General features: G+C 72.8%; 14 protein-coding genes. 5 read left to right on the plus strand and 9 right to left on the minus strand.

Features of this window, described 5'->3' with window-relative positions:
- Positions 1 to 454: 454 nt before the first annotated feature.
- The 3 genes from ABZ842_RS19835 (at position 455) to ABZ842_RS19845 (ending at position 4,008) form a co-directional block, all read left to right on the plus strand.
- Positions 455 to 1,408: a hypothetical protein gene (locus tag ABZ842_RS19835; RefSeq protein ID WP_361538119.1), complete on the plus strand. Its 954-nt coding sequence runs from the start codon at positions 455 to 457 to the stop codon at positions 1,406 to 1,408.
- 122 nt (positions 1,409 to 1,530) lie between these two features.
- The gene (locus tag ABZ842_RS19840; RefSeq protein WP_361538302.1) at positions 1,531 to 2,985 is read left to right on the plus strand and encodes an amino acid permease; all 1,455 of its coding nucleotides are present in this window, start codon (positions 1,531 to 1,533) and stop codon (positions 2,983 to 2,985) included.
- A gap of 147 nt (positions 2,986 to 3,132) precedes the next feature.
- Positions 3,133 to 4,008, plus strand: a complete 876-nt coding sequence (locus ABZ842_RS19845; RefSeq protein ID WP_361538121.1) for a GNAT family N-acetyltransferase — start codon at positions 3,133 to 3,135, stop codon at positions 4,006 to 4,008.
- 42 nt (positions 4,009 to 4,050) lie between these two features.
- Here ABZ842_RS19845 and ABZ842_RS19850 read toward each other — a convergent pair whose 3' ends face one another.
- Positions 4,051 to 5,283 (minus strand): DUF6777 domain-containing protein, encoded by a 1,233-nt coding sequence (locus ABZ842_RS19850; RefSeq protein ID WP_361538123.1) that lies wholly within the window; start codon positions 5,281 to 5,283, stop codon positions 4,051 to 4,053.
- Between the two features lie 219 nt (positions 5,284 to 5,502).
- Here ABZ842_RS19850 and ABZ842_RS19855 point away from each other — a divergent pair, with 219 nt between their 5' ends.
- Positions 5,503 to 6,786 carry a streptophobe family protein gene (locus ABZ842_RS19855; RefSeq protein WP_361538125.1) on the plus strand — a complete coding sequence of 428 codons (1,284 nt, stop codon included), beginning with the start codon at positions 5,503 to 5,505 and terminating at the stop codon, positions 6,784 to 6,786.
- A 3-nt stretch (positions 6,787 to 6,789) separates the two neighbouring features.
- Here the strand turns inward: ABZ842_RS19855 and ABZ842_RS19860 are convergent, their stop codons facing one another.
- From ABZ842_RS19860 to ABZ842_RS19895, 8 genes are all read right to left on the minus strand, one after another.
- A complete protein-coding gene (locus ABZ842_RS19860) occupies positions 6,790 to 7,803 on the minus strand; it encodes a serine/threonine-protein kinase (protein WP_361538126.1) in 1,014 nt (337 codons plus the stop codon).
- The gene (locus tag ABZ842_RS19865; RefSeq protein ID WP_361538128.1) at positions 7,803 to 8,678 is read right to left on the minus strand and encodes a hypothetical protein; all 876 of its coding nucleotides are present in this window, start codon (positions 8,676 to 8,678) and stop codon (positions 7,803 to 7,805) included. Before ABZ842_RS19865 ends, ABZ842_RS19860 begins: the two co-directional genes overlap by 1 nt.
- 4 nt (positions 8,679 to 8,682) lie before the next feature.
- On the minus strand, positions 8,683 to 11,022 hold the full coding sequence (locus tag ABZ842_RS19870; RefSeq protein ID WP_361538130.1) for an FHA domain-containing protein: 2,340 nt from the start codon (positions 11,020 to 11,022) through the stop codon (positions 8,683 to 8,685).
- Between the two features lie 72 nt (positions 11,023 to 11,094).
- Positions 11,095 to 12,438, minus strand: a complete 1,344-nt coding sequence (locus ABZ842_RS19875; protein WP_361538132.1) for a 6-phospho-beta-glucosidase — start codon at positions 12,436 to 12,438, stop codon at positions 11,095 to 11,097.
- 15 nt (positions 12,439 to 12,453) lie between these two features.
- The gene (locus ABZ842_RS19880) at positions 12,454 to 13,080 is read right to left on the minus strand and encodes a putative glycolipid-binding domain-containing protein (protein WP_361538134.1); all 627 of its coding nucleotides are present in this window, start codon (positions 13,078 to 13,080) and stop codon (positions 12,454 to 12,456) included.
- A gap of 40 nt (positions 13,081 to 13,120) precedes the next feature.
- Complete coding sequence (gene meaB, locus ABZ842_RS19885; RefSeq protein WP_361538136.1) at positions 13,121 to 14,113, minus strand: methylmalonyl Co-A mutase-associated GTPase MeaB; 993 nt, start codon at positions 14,111 to 14,113, stop codon at positions 13,121 to 13,123.
- Between the two features lie 17 nt (positions 14,114 to 14,130).
- On the minus strand, positions 14,131 to 16,329 hold the full coding sequence (gene scpA, locus ABZ842_RS19890; protein ID WP_361538138.1) for a methylmalonyl-CoA mutase: 2,199 nt from the start codon (positions 16,327 to 16,329) through the stop codon (positions 14,131 to 14,133).
- Positions 16,329 to 18,206 carry a methylmalonyl-CoA mutase family protein gene (locus tag ABZ842_RS19895; protein ID WP_361538139.1) on the minus strand — a complete coding sequence of 626 codons (1,878 nt, stop codon included), beginning with the start codon at positions 18,204 to 18,206 and terminating at the stop codon, positions 16,329 to 16,331. Before ABZ842_RS19895 ends, scpA begins: the two co-directional genes overlap by 1 nt.
- A gap of 373 nt (positions 18,207 to 18,579) precedes the next feature.
- On the opposite strand from ABZ842_RS19895, the gene ABZ842_RS19900 reads away from it, so the two are divergent.
- A complete protein-coding gene (locus ABZ842_RS19900) occupies positions 18,580 to 19,356 on the plus strand; it encodes a hypothetical protein (RefSeq protein WP_361538141.1) in 777 nt (258 codons plus the stop codon).
- The last annotated feature ends 54 nt before the right edge of the window (positions 19,357 to 19,410 follow it).

The raw sequence follows: 19,410 nt of genomic DNA on the forward strand, positions 1-19,410 counted from the left end.
GATCACACGCGGTGTCGAAGCCCCGAGCAGCCGGGTGAATCGTTTGATCATCGCTCGGTTGTTGCATTCGAGGCCGGTCTCGATGCTTCTCGGTGCTTCTTGATGGCCGGGTCAAGAAATGAACAAGCCAAGTGGGGGTGACGGAAAATCATGCAGAGGATCCCCTTCGGGTGATTAACTTCCTTTCGCTCTTGGTAATCCTGGGCGGGGCGTGGTAAAGGCTCATCGGGGGTGCCCCCATGGCATATGCCAGCGGCTGTTGAGTTTCGACGTCCTCCGGGGGCGACGGACTCGTGCGTAACCCGGATGAGTGTTTTCTCCCCCACTTGTTGATGAGTAGGGTGTGGTCCCGCCGCCAGTGATCCACAGGGATCCGGTCGCATTCCGCCGGGCCGTGACCAGGCCCGGAATGCACGGAAGGACGGCGGCATCCGGGGGAACGGGGGAGGAGAACGTGCCTGCTGGCTCATTCGGCGGACAGTACGTGTGGCACCCGGCGGCCGACGACCACGAGCTCGCCCGCGCCTGCATCGACGTCAAGGCCGGGCGCTACCTGGGCGCCCAACGCGTGCTCCAGGACGCCCGCGACGACTTCGGCACCCGTGCCCACCGCTCCCTCGTCCTCGCCTCCGAAGCCGCCGACTCGGACCTGGCCGAGCGCTGGCTCGCCGAGGAGCCCGGCCCCGAGTCCGCGCTGCTGTGGGCCAGGGTCGCCATGCTCAGGGCGCTGCGGGCGGCCGACGCCGGCGACGCCCACACCGGCACCCTGCTGGGCATCGCCGAATCCGCCTGCGAACGCGCCGCCCGGCTGTACCCGCGCGACCCCACGCCCTGGGTCTCCCAGTTGGCCCTCGCCCGCATCCGGCGGTCCCACCACCCCGCGCCCCCAGGACTGCTCACCGCGCCCCCGGGTCCCTGGCCGCAGTTCGCCCGCGTCCTGCGGCTCGACCGCTTCCACCGCGAAGCCCACCACCGCTTCCTGGCCCACTTCTTCGCCCGGCACGGCGGCACCGCCAGCGCGCGCTGGGACGTGGCCTCCTACCTCAGCCACCGGGCGCCGGTCACCTCGCCGCTGCGACTGCTGCCGCTGGTCACCCTCGTCGAGGAGTACGACCCCGCGTCCCTCCTCGCGTACCGCACCTGGCGACAGCCCCAGTGGGTCTCCGCCGCGCTGCACGGCTACCGCAACTGGCTGCCCGAGGTGCCCCGTTATCCCTTCACCCCGGTGCTGGACCTGTCCTACCTGGCGCACGCCCTCTACATGTCGAGACGGGAGGCGGAGGCGCGCGAGGTGCTGGGGGCGATGGGGCCGTACGCCGCACGGATGCCGTGGAGCGCCTTCGGCGACCCCGCGGAGCAGTTGACCAAGGCGAGGCGTGCGCTCGGGCTCGCCGTCCCCGCCTCATGACCAGCAGCCCCACCCGCGGAAGGGAGCGGAGCGTGTCCGGAGGTACGACGTCCGTCGGGTCGAAGCGCCGTCACCGGGGCGACGGGACCGTCACCCTCGACGACGACGCGACGCTGCACGCGATGGGATATCCGCGAAAACTCACCCGACGGTTTCGCGCCTTCGACAATTTCGCCATCTCCTTCACCATCATCAACGTCATTTCGGGCATTTTCTCCGCCTTCGGGTTCGGAATGGTGGCGGGCGGCCCGCTGGTTCTGGTGTTCGGCTGGATCGGAGTGTCGATCATGGTGCTCTTCGTCGGCGCCGCGATGGCCGAGATCGCCTCCGCGTACCCCACCAGCGGGGCGCTGTATTTCGCCGCCGGAAAACTCGCCAAACGCCACCGCGGCGCCTGGTCCTGGTACACCGGATGGCTGAACTTCGTCGGCCAGGTCGGCGGCACCGCCGCCACCGCCTACGCCGCCGCCACCTTCATCCAGGCGTTCGTCGTCATGCAGTGGCCGCCCTACCAGGTCACCGGAGCGCGCACGGTCGCCATCACCGCGCTGATCCTGCTCCTCCAGGCGCTCGCCAACACCTACACCGTGCGGCTGGTCGCCACCGTCAACCGCATCTCGGTCTGGTGGCTGGTCGGCGGAGTCGCCGTCATCGTCGGCTGCCTCGCCTTCATCCCCGCGCACCACCGACCGGTGTCGTTCTCCGCCCACTTCATGAACGGCACCGGATTCACCAGCGCCGTCTACGCGGGCATGCTCGGCCTGCTGGTGACCAGTTGGACCTTCACCGGCTTCGACGGCAGCTTCCACATGTCGGAGGAGACCGTGCACGCCACCCGCAGCACGCCCCGCGGCATCATGCGGGCCATCGGCTGCTCCGCCGTGGCCGGACTGGTCCTCATGCTCGCCCTGGTGCACTCGATCCGGGACTACTCCGCCGCCGCGAACTCCTCAGCGCCCCCCGTGCACGTCCTCGTCGACGCCCTCGGAATGGGCGTCGCGAAACTGCTGCTCCTGGTCGTCATCGGGGCCATGCTCTTCTGCGGACTCGCCAACATGACCAGCAACGCCCGACAGATCTTCGCCTTCTCCCGCGACGGGGCCATGCCCGGATCCCGGCACTGGCACAGCGTCAACCCCCGCACCCGCACCCCCGTCAAAGCGGTCTGGCTGGCCGCCGGCTGCTCACTGACGCTCACCGTGCCCGGCTGGTGGTCCCACACCGTCTTCGCCGCCATCGTCAGCGTCAACGTCGTCGGCATGTACCTCGCCTACGGCGTGCCCATCTTCCTCAGGCTTCGCCTCGGCGACGAGTTCCGGCCGGGCCCCTGGAACCTGGGCCGCTGGGGGCGGCCGGTCGCCGCGATCGCGGTGGTGTGGATCGCGCTCAGCAGCCTGTTGTTCGTGCTGCCGCACAGCTCGCCCATCACCCCCACCACCTTCAACTACGCACCGATCGCACTGGCCGTGGTGCTGCTGATAGCCACCGTGTGGTGGCTGGCCACCGCACGAAGACGCTTCCAGGGCCCCGTCAGCTACGGCAGCCCCGACGAGGTGGCCGCCATGGACCTCATCTGACTCCGGGCCCCGCATCCCGCAGCACCCCGGCCGCGACCGCGGCGCCCCTCCGACGCCCCCGTGACGTCCCCTTTAGCGTCTTTCAGCGTTTTTAGCGTTTTTGAACATCCTTTAACGTCCTTTAACGTCCGAAAGGAACCGCTTGCCATGACGAACCCGATCTCCCGGGTCCAGGAGGACACCGGCCTCACCGTCACCAGCGCCACGCAGGAGGAGTGGCAGCAGATCGCCGAATGGGCCGCCGCCGAGGGCTGGAACCCCGGCAACGACGACGTCGCCTGCTTCCACGCCACCGACCCCGCGGGCTTCTTCCTCGGCCGCATCGACGGACAGCCGGTCTCCGCCGTCTCCATCGTCACCTACTCGCAGTCCTTCGCCTTCCTCGGCTTCTACCTCGTGCGGCCCGACCACCGCGGCCGGGGCATCGGCCTCGCGACCTGGCGCGCCGCCCTCCCGCACGCCGGGACGCGGCTGATCGGCCTCGACGCCGTCCCCGCCCAACAGGACAACTACCGGCGCTCCGGCTTCACCGCCTCCTACAGCACCGTGCGGTACGGCGGCAGCCCGTTGCGCACCGGGAGCATCGCCCCCGGCGTCGTCCCCGTCACCCCCGAACTGCTGGACGCGATCGCCGCGTACGACCGGGACTGCTTCCCCGCCGAGCGCCGCGACTTCCTCGCCCGCTGGCTCACGGCGCCCGGGCACACGGCGTACGCCCGGCTGCGGGACGGGCGGATCACCGGCTACGGCGCGATCCGGCCCGGCCGCGACGCCCACCGGATCGGCCCGCTGTTCGCGGACGGCCGGGAGGACGCCGAGGCGCTGTTCGACAGCCTCACCGCGCACCTCGCGGCGGAGGAGCCGGTCGCGGTCGACATGCCCGAGGCGCTCCAGGACGCCGCGGCGCTGGCGAGCGCACGCGGTCTGACGCCCCAGTTCCCGACCGTCCGCATGTACACCGGGCCCGCGCCCGCCGTCCGTACCGACCGGGTCTTCGGCGTCACCACCCTCGAACTGGGCTGACCGCCCACCCCTGACCCCTGCCTCCGCCCCCGCCGCCGGCCGTCACCGGGCCGCCGGCGCGGGTGCGGAGGCCGGCGCCCCGTAAGGCGCCGGGGTCTGCCCGGGAGTCGGGGGCGTCTGCTGCTGCGGCGGGGAGACCGGCGGCGGAGTCGTCGTCGGAGGCTGCTCGCCGGGCGTCGTCGGCGGGGTGGTGGGCGGTGACGCCGGCGGCGTCGTGGGCGACTCGCCGGGCGGCGTCGACGGCGGTGCGGAGACGCAGTTCGGCGGCGTCGCCTGCCCGGAACCCGTGGGACACGTCGACGGCAGACTCTGCGCCGGCGGAGACGTCTTCTGGTCCTTCCCGCCGTCCGAACCGGTCGGCCGGGTGAACCAACTGTTGCCGTCCTCGTCGTAGACGACGAGCTCGCCCAGCGGCTGCGGAGCCGGCTCCACGACCACGACCATCTTCGCGTCGTACCCCGGCCAGGCGCCGCCCGTGGTCTTGGGCGACTTCTGCGCGACCGGCGGGGTGAGCGGATTGCCGCAGGCACAGCGCACCCGCGGCACGCCCCGGTCGTCCACCAGCACGGCCGTACCCGCCTGGAGCACCGCCTGGTAGGAGGTGGCCGAGCCGTTGCGCCACCCGTGGTTGGTCACCCGGGTGTCCATGCGCAACTGCACCGGCGTCAGCGCCCGCAGATAGTCGGGCACCTTGTCCGGCGCGATGCCCTGCACGGACGCGAACGCCTTGTTCTTGTCCTGGTTGGCCGTCAGATAGTTGATCTGCTGCTCCACGTCGCAACTCGACACGTCCTGCGTGCCCCCGTACAGCCCCGGCGTCCCGCCCTGCACCGCGCTGACGGTGTTGCCGCCCTGGGGCGGAGCGCTGGGCTGCGCGGTGGACGTCGGGGGAGTGCTCTGCTTCGCGGTCGACTGGGTGTACGGATCGGGGCCGGTGTCCCCCGCGGCCTGGAGGAACACCTCGCTCTGCCCGCCGCCGCCCGAGTTCCCCTGGAGGGTGAGGACCAACGTCAGGGCGATCACCGCGAGCAGACCCACGATGAGCAGGACGAGCCGCGGGGTGGAACGCCACCACGGCCGGCTGCCGTCCCCCGACCCTCCGCCGCCCGTCCCGCCGCCGTCGAACGAGCCTCCGCCACCAGAACCTCCGCCACCAGAACCGCCCCCTCCGGGGGGTTCGGACGGCGGAGTCGACCCCCGGCCGCCCTCCGAGTCGGAGAGCGGTCCGGACGGCGGACCGGTGGGACGTTCGGACGTCGGAGGTTCGGCGCTCACGGGCTCTTCCCCAGCTCGGAAGTGGTGCACACACGATGCGGCGGGCAGGCGGCGCCGGGGCGGCGGCCCGGAAGCGGGACCGGTCCGTACGTCCCCAGCCCCTCTGCGCCATTGTGTGCGCCGCGCCCCGGGCATCCGCAAACGGACATCAGCCGTCGGCGCTACGCGGTCGGCCCCCTTCGGCGCGCGCCGCGCCCCCGCGCTGCCTAGCGTGACAGCGTGAGCCACTCCGCCCCCTCCGACTCCCGCGCCCACGGGCTCATCGGACCCGCGGCCCACGGCTGGACGCAAGCCTTCCTCGCCGTGGCCGCCGCCCTGGTGACCACGCTCGCCACCGCGGCGCTCGGGCTGTGGGCGGCCGGTGCGACAGAGCTGCCAGGCGGCGCCTTCCCCACCGTCGTCGCCGCGGTGGCCGTCCTGGCGATCGGCGGCACCGTGGACCTGACGGGGAACGCGGGCCCGCTCAGCGCGACCGGCGTCGAACTCACCGTGGTCCCGCTCTCCGTCACCCTCGCGGGCGCCCTCGTACTGGCCCGTTCCTTCCTGCGGCCCCTGCGCCTGCGGGCGGTCGCCGGGACGCGGGAACTGCTCGGCTGGGCCGCCCGACTGGGCGTGCTGTGGGCGATCGTCCTCGTCGGGCTCGCCGCCGTGGCCCGTCACTCCTTCGCCGTCACCCCCGCCGGCACCGTCTCCGAGATCGCCGACCTGCTCGGCATCTCCGCCGAAGCGGGCTTTCGGGCGGACGTGCCGCTCACCCTCCTGTACGGGCTGCTGTGGCTGGCCGCCCTGCTCGCCCTCGCCCTGCTGGCCTCCCGACGGTCACCGCTGCCCGCCCCACTGGTGCGCTTCCACGCCGCGGTGCGCCCGGCAGCCCACGCCATGGTCACCCTCCTGCTGGTGTACGTGGCCGCCGCCCTGGTGGTCGCGGCGGTGGTGGCCGCCACCCGGGGGCACGCGGTGCAGACCGTGGCGGTCGTCCTGCTCGGACTGCCGAACCTCGCCTGGCTGGCCATGACCTTCGGCCTCGGCGCGTCCTGGGACGGCGCGGCCGAAGGCCCCTTCGGGCTGCCGATGCCCAAGGCCCTCGACGCGGTGCTGCGCACCCCCGGCGGCACCACCGTCGACCTGCGCTCCCTCTCCGCGGAGGACGGTCGCGCCTGGTGGCTGCTCGTCGCCTTCGCCGTGCTGATGTCGGCCGCGGCCGTCTCCGCGGCGCTGCGCACGCCCGCCCCCCTGCGCGCCTGGCACCACGCCTTCCGCATGGCGGTGGCGCTGGTCCTCACCGTGCTGATGGTCTCCTTCCTGTGCCGGGTCGACGTCAGCTACGGACTGTCGCTGTTCGGCCTCGGCGACGTCGGCGGCCAACTCGCCGCCCGGGTGCACCTGCTGCCCCACTGGGGTACGGCGCTGGGCGCGGCGGCGCTGTGGGGGCTGGTCACCGGGCTCCTGGCCGGCCTGCTCGCCGGGGCGGTCCGCAGCCGCCGGTCCGCCCCGCCGGGCTGACCCTCACACCGGCAGGCCGGGAAGGACCGGGCGCGCCCAGGCCGGCGGCGCCGGCGGTGCGCCGGGGCGCTCGGGGGCGTCGACGAGGGGGACCACCCGGGACGGTGCCCGCGCGCCGCGGCTCGCCGCCGCCCGCAGCGCCGCGACGAACCGTCCGCAGGTGTCGAACCGGTCGTCCGGGCTCTTGGCCAACGCCCGTGCGATCACCGGGTCCACCGCGGACGGCAGATCCGGGCGCCGCGCGGTCAGCGGCGGCGGCGGGTCGAACTGGTGCGCCCACAACAGGGCCATGTCGTCGTCGCGTTGGAACGGCGGCGCCCCGGCCAGGATCTCGTACACCACGCAGGCGAAGCCGTACACGTCGCACCGGCCGTCCACCGGGCGTCCGGAGATCTGCTCCGGCGCCACGTAGTCGAGCGTGCCGACGAACTGGCCCACCGTCGTGAACCCGGTCAGCGACAGCGACTTCTTCGTCAGCCCGAAGTCGGTCAGATAGACGTGCTCGGGGTGGTCGCTGTCGGTGCCCTCCGCGACCAGCACGTTCCCCGGCTTCACGTCCCGGTGCACCAGGTCGTGGTCGTGCGCCGCGTCGAGCGCGGAGGCGACCTGGGCGGCGATCCGCATCGCCTTGGGGAAGGGCAGCGGCCCCTCGCGGTTCAGCAGCGCACGCAGGTCCTGCCCGGGGACGTAGCGCATCGCGATGTACAGCAGGCCCTTGGCCTCGCCGGCTTCGAAGACCGGCACGATGTGCGGATGGTCGATGGCCGCCGCCACCCGCGACTCATGGGTGAACCGCTTGCGGAAGGTGTCGTTGCGGGCGAGTTCGGGCGCGAGCAGCTTCAACGCGACCGTACGGTCCAGCCGCAGGTCCCGGGCCCGGTACACCACCGCCATGCCGCCGCGGCCGACCTCCTCGTCGATCCGGTAGCCGGCGATGCGCCGCCCGAGCAGGTCCGAAGGGCGGCCGGACACCGGGTCGACGTCCCCGGCCACGTCCCGGTCGCGGTCCCGGGCCATCAGGGCTCACCGCCCACCCGGGTGGGCGGGTGGCCGTCGGAGTCCGGGCGCCACGGCCTGGTCGGCTCGTCGCGTTCGGCGGACCCCTCGTCCGTACCCGCCCCCTCGCCGAAGTCGGAGCCGGACCCCTCTCCGTACCCCTCGTCCGTACCCGCCCCCTCGTCGGAGTCGGAGCCGGGTTCGTCGGACCAGTCGTCGTCCGGCCCCCGGTCGCGCTCGTACCGGTCGTCGTGCGAGGACCTGCGGTCGCTCCACGACTGCTGCTCGTCCCACGATTCCTCTTCGTCCCAGGACTCCTGCCCGCCGGTGGACTCCCACTCCTCGGCGGACCCCCGCTCACCGCCCGGTCCGTGCGCCCGCCCATCCGTCGGCGGCTTCGAGACCGCGAAGGTGCTCAGCCGGCTGCCGTCGCCGTACACCCAGCGCTCGTGCTCCGCCTCGTACAGCCACACCGACTCCCCGTCGACCACCACCCCCACGCGCACCCCCCGGGTGCGGCGTCGGAAGGTCTCGCGGTCGATCCGGCCCTCCGCGAGGTCGTCCACGGCGCTGCGGTAGCGCCCGACGGACTCCGCGACCTTCGCCAAGTGGGGGCGCTGGTCCGCCGTGCGGGTGAGGGGGCGTCCGGTGGCCGGCGGCGCCTGCGGCACGGCGACCAGCAGTCGCCCGTCGACCCACGCTGACCAGCCGTTCGCGCACACGATCCGGCCCCAGTCGCCCCGGCGGTCCGCCAGTTGCACCGGCAGCAGCGGATCGAGGACGTCCGTGGGCCGGGAGTCGTCGGGGGACTCCCAGGCGGACAGCCCCTCGGGCGGCACCACGTGCGTGGGCTCGAACGGCTCCCGGGCGCTGTGGGCGTGGTCGGCGGCGCACACGGCGTTACTTCCGCATCACCGCGGGCTCCTGACGGCGCAGGAGCAGAGTGACCAGCCAGCCGTACAACACGGACAGCACCACCATCATCCCCATGTCCAAGAGCCACACCGACACCGAGTGCTGGAAGAGCGGATCGGACGTCAGGCTCCCCGGCACCAGCTGGGAAAGCCCGATCGTGGACGCCATCGCCCCCAGCGCCCACCGCGCCGGCACCAGCCACGCCAGCTGCTCCGCCACCAGCAGGCCGGACAGCTTCAGCAGCGCACCGCAGAACACCACCTGGACGATGGCGAGGAGGACCAGCAGCGGCATGGTGACCTCCTCCTTGCGCACCAGCGCGGAGATCAACAGCCCCAGCATCATCGCCGTGAAGGACAGCAGGGCCACCGCCAGGGTGAGTTCCAGCAGCGGTGGGAGGAGCACCCCGCTGCCGCCCGGCGTGTTGAGCGTCACCCCCGCGAGCCCCACCAGGGTGAGCACCACCGCCTGCACCACGGTCACCGTCCCCAACACCACCACCTTGGACATCAGATACGCGGACCGCGACAGCCCCACCGCCCGCTCCCGCTGGTAGATCACCCGCTCCTTGACCAACTCCCGCACCGCGTTCGCGGCGCCCGTCAACACCCCGCCCACACACAGGATCGACAGCGCGTTGAGCGCGGTCTGCGCGGTGAGCGCACTGCCCGCGAGCGCCCTGGCCATCGCACCCATCACGAACGGAAGCGCGATCATCACCACCAGGAACGTGCGGTCCGCGCTCAGCGCCCGCGCATAGCGCCGCACCAGCGTCCACAGCTGCGCACCCCAACTCTGCGGCTCGATCGGCGGCGGCAGCGCCGTCTCCAGCGTCCCGCCGATCGGCGTCCGGGGCTGCACGGAGGCGTCCGAGATGTACCGACGGTGGTACGGAGAAGCGCGGTACGCCCCCGCCCAGTCCCGCTCCCGGTCGTTCTCGAACGCCTCGAACGCCGCGGGCCACTGCTCGTGGCCGAAGAAGTCCAGCGCCTCGTCCGGCGGACCGTAGTACGCGATCCGGCCGCCCGGCGCCAACACCAGCAGCCGGTCGCACACGTCCAGGCTCAACACGCTGTGCGTCACCACCACCACGGTCCGCCCGTCGTCCGCCAGCGAGCGCAGCATCTGCATCACCGAGCGGTCCATTCCCGGGTCGAGACCGGAGGTGGGTTCGTCCAAGAAGAGCAGCGACGGCTTGGTCAACAGCTCCAGCGCGACGCTGACGCGTTTGCGCTGGCCGCCGGAGAGCGAGTGGACGTGCTGGTCGGCACGGTCTTGCAGGCCCATTTCGCGGATCACCTCGGCGACCCGCTCCCGCCGCTCGGTGGGCGCCGCGTCCTGCGGGAAGCGCAACTCGGCCGCGTACCCGAGGGCCGCCCGCACGGTCAGCTGGGTGTGCAGGATGTCGTCCTGCGGAACGAGCCCGATGCGCCGTCGCAGTTCCGCGAAGTCGTGGTAGAGGTCCCGGCCGTCGTACCAGACCGTGCCGCGGTCCGCGGGGCGCAGCCCGGTCAACGCGTTCAGCAGGGTCGACTTGCCGGCGCCGCTCGGCCCGACCACGGCGAGCAGACACTTCTCGCCGACGGGGAACGACACCGCGTCGAGCAGCGTCTTGCGGCCCCGGTCGACGGTGACGGTCAGGTCCTGCACGTCGAGGCCGACCTCACCGGTGTCCACGTACTCCCGCAGCTCGTCACCGACGAGGCAGAAGGCGGAGTGCCCGATGCCGACCACGTCACCGGGGCCCACCGCGGCGACGGAGACGGGCTCGCCGTTGAGGAACGTGCCGTTGTGCGAGTCGAGGTCGACGATCTCGTACGCCCCGTCGGGGCCCGTCCGCAGCTCGGCGTGGTGACGGGAGACGGTCAGGTCGTGCACCTGCAGGTCGTTGTCCGTGGATCGCCCGATCCGCACCGTGCGCGCCGGCAGCCGATGCACCGACGTCGGGGCGCGGAAGGTGTGGGTGGCGCCCGGCCTCGCCACCGGCAGCTGCGCCCGCGGCGGGGGAGGGCCGACGAGCACCGCGCGGGGGCCGTCGGCGGCGCTGCCGAAGCGCAGCTCGCTGCCCGGGCCCACCTCCCAGGACCGCACCCGCGCTCCGTCGGCGAACGTGCCGTTGGTGCTGTGCTCGTCCTCGACGGTCCAGTGACCGTGCTCCGTCCGCAGGACCGCGTGGTGCCAGGAGACCCGGTCGTCGTCGATGACGATGTCGCTCAGCGGGTCGCGCCCGACGTGATAGACGCGGCTCGGACTCATCACCGTGGAACCCTCGTCCGTTTCGATGACGAGCTCGGGGGCGGCGGGCGCGGCGTGGCGCTCTGCCATGCCTCGATTCTATCGGCGCACCCCCCGCCGCGCCTGTGGGCGGCGGGAGGTGCGCCGACAGGCGCGCGGGGCTCAGTCCCCGAGGTACGCCAGGGTCGGATGGGCCGCCGTGTACGCGTCCACCAGCCGACGGGCCGCAGCCACCGAGTCGACCAGCGGATGCAGGGCGAACGCGGCCACCGCCCGGGCCCGCGAGCCGGTCTCCGCCGCGGCCAGCACCTCGCGCTCCACTGCCTTCACCGCGCCCACCAGGGCGCCGGCGTGCGCGGGCAGCGGGGCCGCCGCGAGCGGGTGCGCCCCGTTCGCGTCCACCGTGCAGGGCACCTCCACCACCGCGTCCGCGTCCAGCAGCGCCAGGGCGCCCCGGTTGCGCACGTTGAGGATCAAGGTGGTGCGGCGGTCGTGGGCGATGGCGTGCATCAGGGCGAGGGCGACCTGCTCGTACCCCCCGGACTCCAGATCCGCGCCGTCGCGCTCGCCCGCGCCCGCCGCCTCGCGGTTGTGCGCCATGTACGTGGCCTCCCGCTCGGCGCGGGTGCGGTCCCAGGTCGCCAGCGCCGGCGCGGCACCGCGCTCCATCTCCGCGTAGAATCGGGACTGTTGGGCGTCGAGGAAGGCGCCGCGGGTCTGCTCGGCCTCCCGGTAGGCCCGTACCGTCTCCCGGTTGAAGTAGTAGTAGTGCAGGTACTCGTTGGGGACCGCGCCCAGGGTGGCGAGCCACTCGGGACCGAAGAGCTTGCCCTCCTCGAAGGAGCCGAGCAGATCGGGGTCGGCGAGCAGTCGGGGCAGCACGTCCTCGCCCCCCACGCGCACCCCGCGCAGCCAACCCAGGTGGTTCAGCCCCGCGTAGTCGAAGAACGCGGTGTCCGGGTCCACCCCCAGCACCCGGGCCACCCGCCGGCCCAGCCCCACCGGCGAGTCGCAGATCCCGATGACCCGCCCGCCGAGGTGACGGGCCATCGCCTCGGTCACCAGGCCCGCCGGATTGGTGAAGTTGATGACCCAGGCGTCGGGGGCGACGGCCGCGATGCGCCGTGCGACGGCGCGGGCCACCGGGACCGTGCGCAGCCCGTACGCGATGCCGCCGGCGCCCACCGTCTCCTGACCGAGCACGCCCTCGTCGAGCGCGATCCGCTCGTCGGCCGCCCGACCCGAAAGCCCTCCGACCCGGATCGCGGAGAACACGAAGTCCGCGCCCCGCAGCGCCTCGTCGAGGTCACCGGTCACCGACACCGCGGGTGCGTCGGGCACCCCCGCCGCCTGGTCGGCGAGGACCCGCGCGATGGCGGACAGCCGGCCCGCGTCCACGTCGTACAGGACCACCTCGGTGACCCGCCCCGCCCCGCGGTCGGCGAGCAGCGCCCCGTACACCAGCGGCATCCGAAAACCCCCGCCGCCCAGGACCGTGAGCCTCATGCCGAAACCGCCTTCCTACTGCGCGTCGCCGCGTTCGCTGTGGCCGATGAGATAGGCCAGGTCCGGGTAGTCGACCACGAAACCGTCCCCGTCGACCTCGATGTCGCGCCGGAAGTCCCCGGAGGCGTACCGCAGCAGCGCTCCGCCGTCCTCCGTCGTCTCCAGCCGGGCGTACGTCTGGGCGGACGGGGAGACCGTCAGATCGGGCACCGACACCCACGCCATGCGGAACTCCCGCTCGACGCCCGGCGCCTGCGTCGATCCGGTGCCCTCCGCGCCCTCGGGGCGGTGCAGTCCGTGCCGCAGCACGGGCATCGTGTTCGTCAGCGGGCACAGGCCCAGATCGCAGTCGAGCGCGCCGTCGAGGTCCGGCCGCGGTGCGCCGTCGACGCTCCAGCGGCCGTCGTCGTCGCGCCTCAGCACCAGGGTGCGCACCCCCTCCGCGGACTCCGCGGTCACCGTGAGCTCACGGGTCACGAAGGCGTCGCCGGTGCGCAGCTCGTAGGAGATCCAGTACGGCTCCGGGGAGATGCCCACGGCCCGTCCACGCGCGGTCAGGGCGCCTTCCGCCACGGTGACCCAGGCGGTCTCGTACCCCTGGTTGTCGACGACTTCCCAGGTCAGCACATGTGAGGTGGTCATGTGCCCAGACTAACGAGCCGGCGGCGGCAAGCCGGCGGTGTCAGCGGGGGCGCTCGAAGGCATCGAGGATCCGCTGCGCCGCCCGGGTGGCCGTGAGCGTGCCGTCGCGCACGCCGCGCTCCAACTCCGGCACGAGCTCGCGCACGGCGGGGTGGCCGTGCAACCGCTCCGTCAGCGCGTCGCGCACCATCGACCACGCCCAGTCCACCTGTTGGTCACGGCGCTTGGCCGTCAGCCGCCCGCTGGACGCCAGCAGCGCCCGGTGCTGCTCCACCCGCTCCCACACGGTGTCCAGACCGCTGGACGCGCGGGCGCTGCAGGAGAGCACTGGCACCGTCCATGCGGCGTCCGCGGGGCGCATCAGGCGCAGCGCGCCGGCGAGTTCGCGCGCGGCCGAGCGGGCGTCTCGCTCGTGCGGCCCGTCGGCCTTGTTCACCGCGATCACGTCGGCCAACTCCAGCACGCCCTTCTTGATGCCCTGGAGCTGGTCCCCGGTGCGGGCCAGCGTGAGCAGCAGGAAGGTGTCGACCATGTGGGCGACCGCCGCCTCCGACTGGCCCACGCCCACGGTCTCGACGAGCACCACGTCGTACCCCGCGGCCTCCATCACCACCATCGTCTCGCGGGTCGCCCGCGCCACCCCGCCGAGGGTCCCCGCCGACGGCGAGGGGCGGACGAACGCGGAGGGGTCCGTGGACAGCCGCTCCATCCGCGTCTTGTCGCCGAGGATGGACCCCCCGGTGCGGGTGGACGACGGGTCGACGGCGAGCACGGCCACCCGGTGGCCGAGCCCGGTGAGCATCGTGCCCAGGGCGTCGATGAACGTCGACTTGCCCACGCCCGGCACCCCGCTGATGCCGATCCGACGGGCCGCGCCGGTGTGTGGCAGCAGTTCGGTGAGCAACTCCTGGGCGAGCGCGCGGTGATCGGGCCGGCGGGACTCCACGAGGGTGACCGCCCGCGCGACGTGCGCCCGCGACCCGGACCGCACCCCCTTCACATAGCCGTCGAGATCGATCTTCACTGGCTTCATGGGCATCCCGCCGTGGCCTACGCGCCGTGGCCGAGCGCGGCGGCCAGCTTCTCGACCAGGTCGTGCGCGGCGTCCGGGATCACCGTGCCGGGCGGGAACACCGCCGCGGCGCCCGCCTCGTGCAGCGTCTGCACGTCCTGCGGCGGAATCACCCCACCGACCACGATCATGATGTCCTCCCGCCCCTCGGCCGCCAACTCCGTGCGGAGCGCGGGCACCAGCGTGAGGTGGCCGGCGGCCAGCGACGAGACGCCGACGATGTGCACGTCGGCCTCCACCGCCTGCCGCGCCACCTCGGCCGGCGTCTGGAACAGCGGGCCCACGTCCACGTCGAACCCGAGGTCGGCGAAGGCGGTGGCGATCACCTTCTGCCCCCGGTCGTGCCCGTCCTGGCCCATCTTGGCCACCAGGATGCGCGGCCGACGGCCCTCCGCCTCCTCGAACCGGTCCACCAGCGCCCGGGTGCGCGCCACCGACGGGGAACCGTCCACTTCGCCTCGATACACACCGGAGATGGTACGGATCTGCCCCGCGTGCCGTCCGTACACGCTCTCCAGGGCGTCCGAGATCTCCCCGACGGTCGCCTTCGCCCGCGCCGCGTCCACCGCGAGGGCCAGCAGGTTGCCCTCAAGTCCGGACCCGCCGCTGCCGCCCGCCGCCCGGGTCAGCGCGTGCAGGGCGTCCTGGCAGACGGCCTCGTCGCGCTCCTCCCGTAGCCGCCGCAACTTCTCGATCTGCTGCGCCCGCACCGAGGAGTTGTCGACCTTCAGCACCTCGATCTGCTCGTCGGAGGCCACCCGGTACTTGTTGACGCCCACGACGGGCTGCCGGCCGGAGTCGATCCACGCCTGGGTGCGCGCGGCGGCCTCCTCGACCCGCAGCTTCGGAATGCCCGCGTCGATGGCCCGCGCCATGCCGCCGGCCTGCTCGATCTCCTCGATGTGCTGCCAGGCGCGGCGCGCCAGGTCGTGGGTGAGGCGTTCGACGTACGCGCTGCCGCCCCACGGGTCGATGACCCGGGTCGTACCGGACTCCTGCTGGAGCAGGATCTGGGTGTTGCGGGCGATCCGGGCGGAGAAGTCCGTCGGCAGGGCCAGCGCCTCGTCCAGCGCGTTCGTGTGCAGCGACTGGGTGTGCCCCTGGGTCGCCGCCATCGCCTCCACACAGGTGCGGGTCACGTTGTTGAAGACGTCCTGGGCCGTCAGCGACCAGCCCGAGGTCTGCGAATGGGTGCGCAGCGAAAGCGACTTGGGGTTCTTCGGGTCGAAGGTGCGTACCAGCTTCGCCCACAGCAGGCGCGCCGCCCGCAACTTGGCGACCTCCATGAAGAAGTTCATCCCGATCGCCCAGAAGAACGACAGCCGGGGCGCGAACGCGTCCACGTCCAGACCGGCGCCGATGCCCGCGCGCAGGTACTCCATGCCGTCCGCGAGGGTGTACGCCAACTCCAGGTCGGCCGTCGCCCCGGCCTCCTGTATGTGGTAGCCGGAGATGGAGATGGAGTTGTAGCGCGGCATCCGCTGGGAGGTGAAGGCGAAGATGTCGGAGATGATCCGCATCGAGGGGCCCGGCGGATAGATGTAGGTGTTGCGGACCATGAACTCCTTGAGGATGTCGTTCTGGATGGTCCCGGCCAGCTTCTCGGGCGGCACGCCCTGTTCCTCGGCGGCCACGATGTACAGCGCCAGCACCGGCAGCACGGCGCCGTTCATCGTCATCGACACGCTCATCCGGTCCAGCGGGATGCCGTCGAAGAGCTGGCGCATGTCGTAGATCGAGTCGATCGCCACCCCCGCCATGCCCACGTCGCCGGTCACCCGCGGGTGGTCGGAGTCGTAGCCGCGGTGGGTCGGCAGGTCGAAGGCGACCGACAGGCCCTTTTGGCCGGCCGCCAGGTTGCGCCGGTAGAAGGCGTTGGACTCCTCGGCGGTGGAGAACCCGGCGTACTGGCGGATCGTCCACGGCTGGTTGACGTACATCGTCGGGTACGGGCCGCGCAGATACGGCGCGACGCCGGGGAAGGTCCCGAGGAAGTCCAGCCCGGCGAGGTCGTCCTGCGTGTACAGCGGCTTGACCCCGATGCCCTCCGGCGTCTGCCACACCAGGTCGTCGGCGGCGAGCCCGGTCGCCTCCTTGACCGCGGAGCGCCACTGGTCGTCGGCGGCGGTCGGGGCGCCCGGGCCCAGCGGGATCCGGGTGAAGTCGGGGATGGTCATCACGCCACTCCGATCAGGTTCAGGGCACGGGTGAGGGTGTCGACGGCGTTGCCGCCGAGGGAGACGAACTCGTCCACCCCGGCCTGCTCCAGGGCTTCGCGCAGCTCGCCGGGGCGCCCCGCGAGATAGACCCGGCGGGCGCCGGCGTCCTTCAACGCCCGTGCCACCTCGGCCGCCTGTTCGGCGTAGAGCGCGTCGCTGGAGCAGATGCAGGCGAGTTCGGCGCCGCTGGCGGCGAACGCGGCGCCGGCGGTGGCCGCGTCCACGGAGACCGGGTCGTGGACGGCCTCCACGCCGCCCGCCTGGAAGAGGTTGGTGGCGAACGCGGCGCGCGCGGTGTGCACGGAGGCCGGGCCGAGGGCCGCGACGAACACCCGTGGCCGGGCGCCGGTGGCGGCCAGTCGGGCGTCCGAACGGGTGCGCAGCGCCTCGAAGTCCTGATCGCGCCGCACCCGGGGCAGCCCGCCCGTCGGCTGCGCGGGCGCCGGGTCGCGCTCCACGGCGGCCTGCGCCAGCAGCGGGAACTCGCTGACGCCCGTGATCGGTTCCCGGCGCTTCGCCAGCTTGCCGCGGCGCTCGCGCCACGTGGCGTCGATCCGCTCGCCCACCAAGCCCGAGCGGAGCGCGGCGAGTTGGCCGCCGGCGCCCTCGATCTCCTGGAACCACTCCCAGGCGGCGTGTGCGAGTTCGTCGGTGAGCCGCTCCACGTACCAGGACCCGCCCGCCGGGTCGATGACCCGGGCCACGTGCGACTCCTCCACGAGCACCGTGGAGGTGTTGCGGGCGATCCGACGGGAGAAGGCGTCCGGCAGGCCCAGCGCGTGGTCGAAGGGGAGCACGGTCACCGCGTCAGCGCCGCCGACGCCGGCGGCGAGCGAGGCGACCGTGGTCCGCAGCATGTTCACCCACGGGTCGCGCCGGGTCATCATCACCGTGGAGGTCACCGCGTGCTGGCGCTGGGCGCCCGTGGCCCCGGCCGCCCCGCACGCCTCCGCGACCCGCGCCCAGGTGCGTCGGGCCGCGCGCAGCTTGGCGATGGTCAGGAACTGGTCAGCGGTGGCCGAGTACCGGAACTCCAGCTGGCCGAGGGCCGCCGCCAGGGGGAGCCCCGCGGCGGTCAACTCGCGCAACGCCAGCAGACCGCTCGCCAGCGAACAGCCGAGCTCCTGCGCGGCGGACGCGCCCGCCTCGTGGTACGGCAGGGCGTCCACGGTCAGGGCGCGCAGCGTCGGGTGCTGCTCGTGGCAGCGCCGCGCGAGTGCGCCGGCCGCGCCGAAGCCGTCCGCGACCCGGTCGTACGCGCCCGTGCGCGCCGCGTGTCCGAGCGGGTCGGCGCCCAGGTTCCCGCCCGGCGGGGTGACGTCCTGTCGGCCGAAGAGCTCCAGCAGCGCCCCGGCGGCTTCGTCGAACGAATCGCCGGCGTCCAGCACGACGGGTGCGAGGTCCAGCAGGACGCCTTCCAGGGCCGTGGACAGCCCGGAGACCGGGACGCCGGACGCCCCGACGGCGAGCCAGAGGGACGTGACGCCGTTCTCCAGGTCCGCGAGGACGGCCTCGTTGGCCGCGGCGGGGTCGGGCCGCTCGTGCCGCTGGCGCACGTCCCACCCGGACGCCACGCCGCCGCCCGGGGTGCCGCCGCGGGTGAAGGGGGCGAAGCCGGGGAACCCGGCGCTCGGGGTGCCGTGGTCCGCCGTGTACAGCGGGCGGGTGGCGAGGTGCTCCTCCACCGCCGTGGCCAGTGCGTCTTCCGCCGCTTCGGGCGGCACGTCCCTGCCCGCCTTGCGCAACACGCCGGCGACCAACTGCTGCCATTGCGCGTGCGTGGCGTCCGGGAATTCGGAGGCGAGGGCGAACCCGTCGTCGGGAAGCACGGTCATGCTCGGATGCTAGGCCATGGGACTAAATTCTCAGCAGGGCGCAAAGCTGTGACCTTGCCCTCTGCGGATAAGTCCCCGTTTCTCCCTGTTGCACCCCGTTGTGACCTGTGTGCTTCAGGGTTTATGCGTCGTTTGTCCGGCCGATCGTGCCCCGTTCGGGAGCCGTGCCGGGGGTGGTGCCGGGCCTCTTTCTGGGGCCCCTAATGTCGGCGCTTGAGGGGGCCTTGGGCGAACGGCCCTGCCGCCGTCACCTCTTGGGCTGAACCTCGTGGTCCGGCCATTTCCGACGGCCGGCCGCCGGTGCTCTGCTGATCGCGTCCCTCATCGCGGACGGACCGCGAGAGGTCGCGACAGACAGAGGAAGTAGGTCGTCATGCGCCTGCGAGGACGTGTCAGGGCCTGGTTGGCCGCCGCGGTCGGCGCCCTGGTCCTGGGGCTGCTGCCGGGCCCGGCCCACGCCGGGGCCGCCGCACCCGACCCGGGGCAGCGCGAGGGTCGGCAACAGCCCGAGGCGGTGCACTACCTGAACCTGCACCAGTGCGTGTACTACGACAGCGGCAACATCCGCGGGCAGCTGCTCACCACGGCCGTACCCAGCCGTGACGGGCGCTTCCTGGGCGGCACCAACGTCTCCAACACCGCGCAGACCAGCCCCGTCTGCGGCCCAGGGGACGGCCGTTACCTGATCAACACCCCGAACACCAAGATGGCCGCGCTCGACCTGACCGCGGGGCGGTACCTCAACCTGCACCAGTGCGTGTACTACTCCGCGTCGCTCGACGACCACCTCACGACGATCGTCCCCGCGGGCTTCGACTTCTTCTCCACCGGCACCAACGTCTCCAACACGCCGGACAGCCAGCCGTGGTGCTACGCGGGCTTCAGCGACTGGCTCCTGGTGGACCTGTTCTCGTCCGTGAAGTCCATCGACCTCGCCGCGGGCCGGTACGTGAACCTCCAGCAGTGCATGTTCTACTCCAGCCGGCAGGCCGACCACTTCACCACCTTCGTCAACAGCCGCGACGGGCGGTTCGTCGCGGGCACCAACATCTCGAACACCCGCCTCACCACCCCCAGCTGCGGACCGGGCGACGGCAACTTCCTCCCCGTACCGATCCTCTCCGGCTCCCAGCCGCTCGACCTCGCCTGACCCCCGCACGCCCCTTCGCGACGGCCCCGCCCCGGTGGGCGGGGCCGTCGTGCG

Origin of the sequence: Streptomyces sp. NPDC047315, from assembly GCF_040643215.1 — a bacterium.
In the GTDB taxonomy this organism is placed as follows: domain Bacteria; phylum Actinomycetota; class Actinomycetes; order Streptomycetales; family Streptomycetaceae; genus Streptomyces.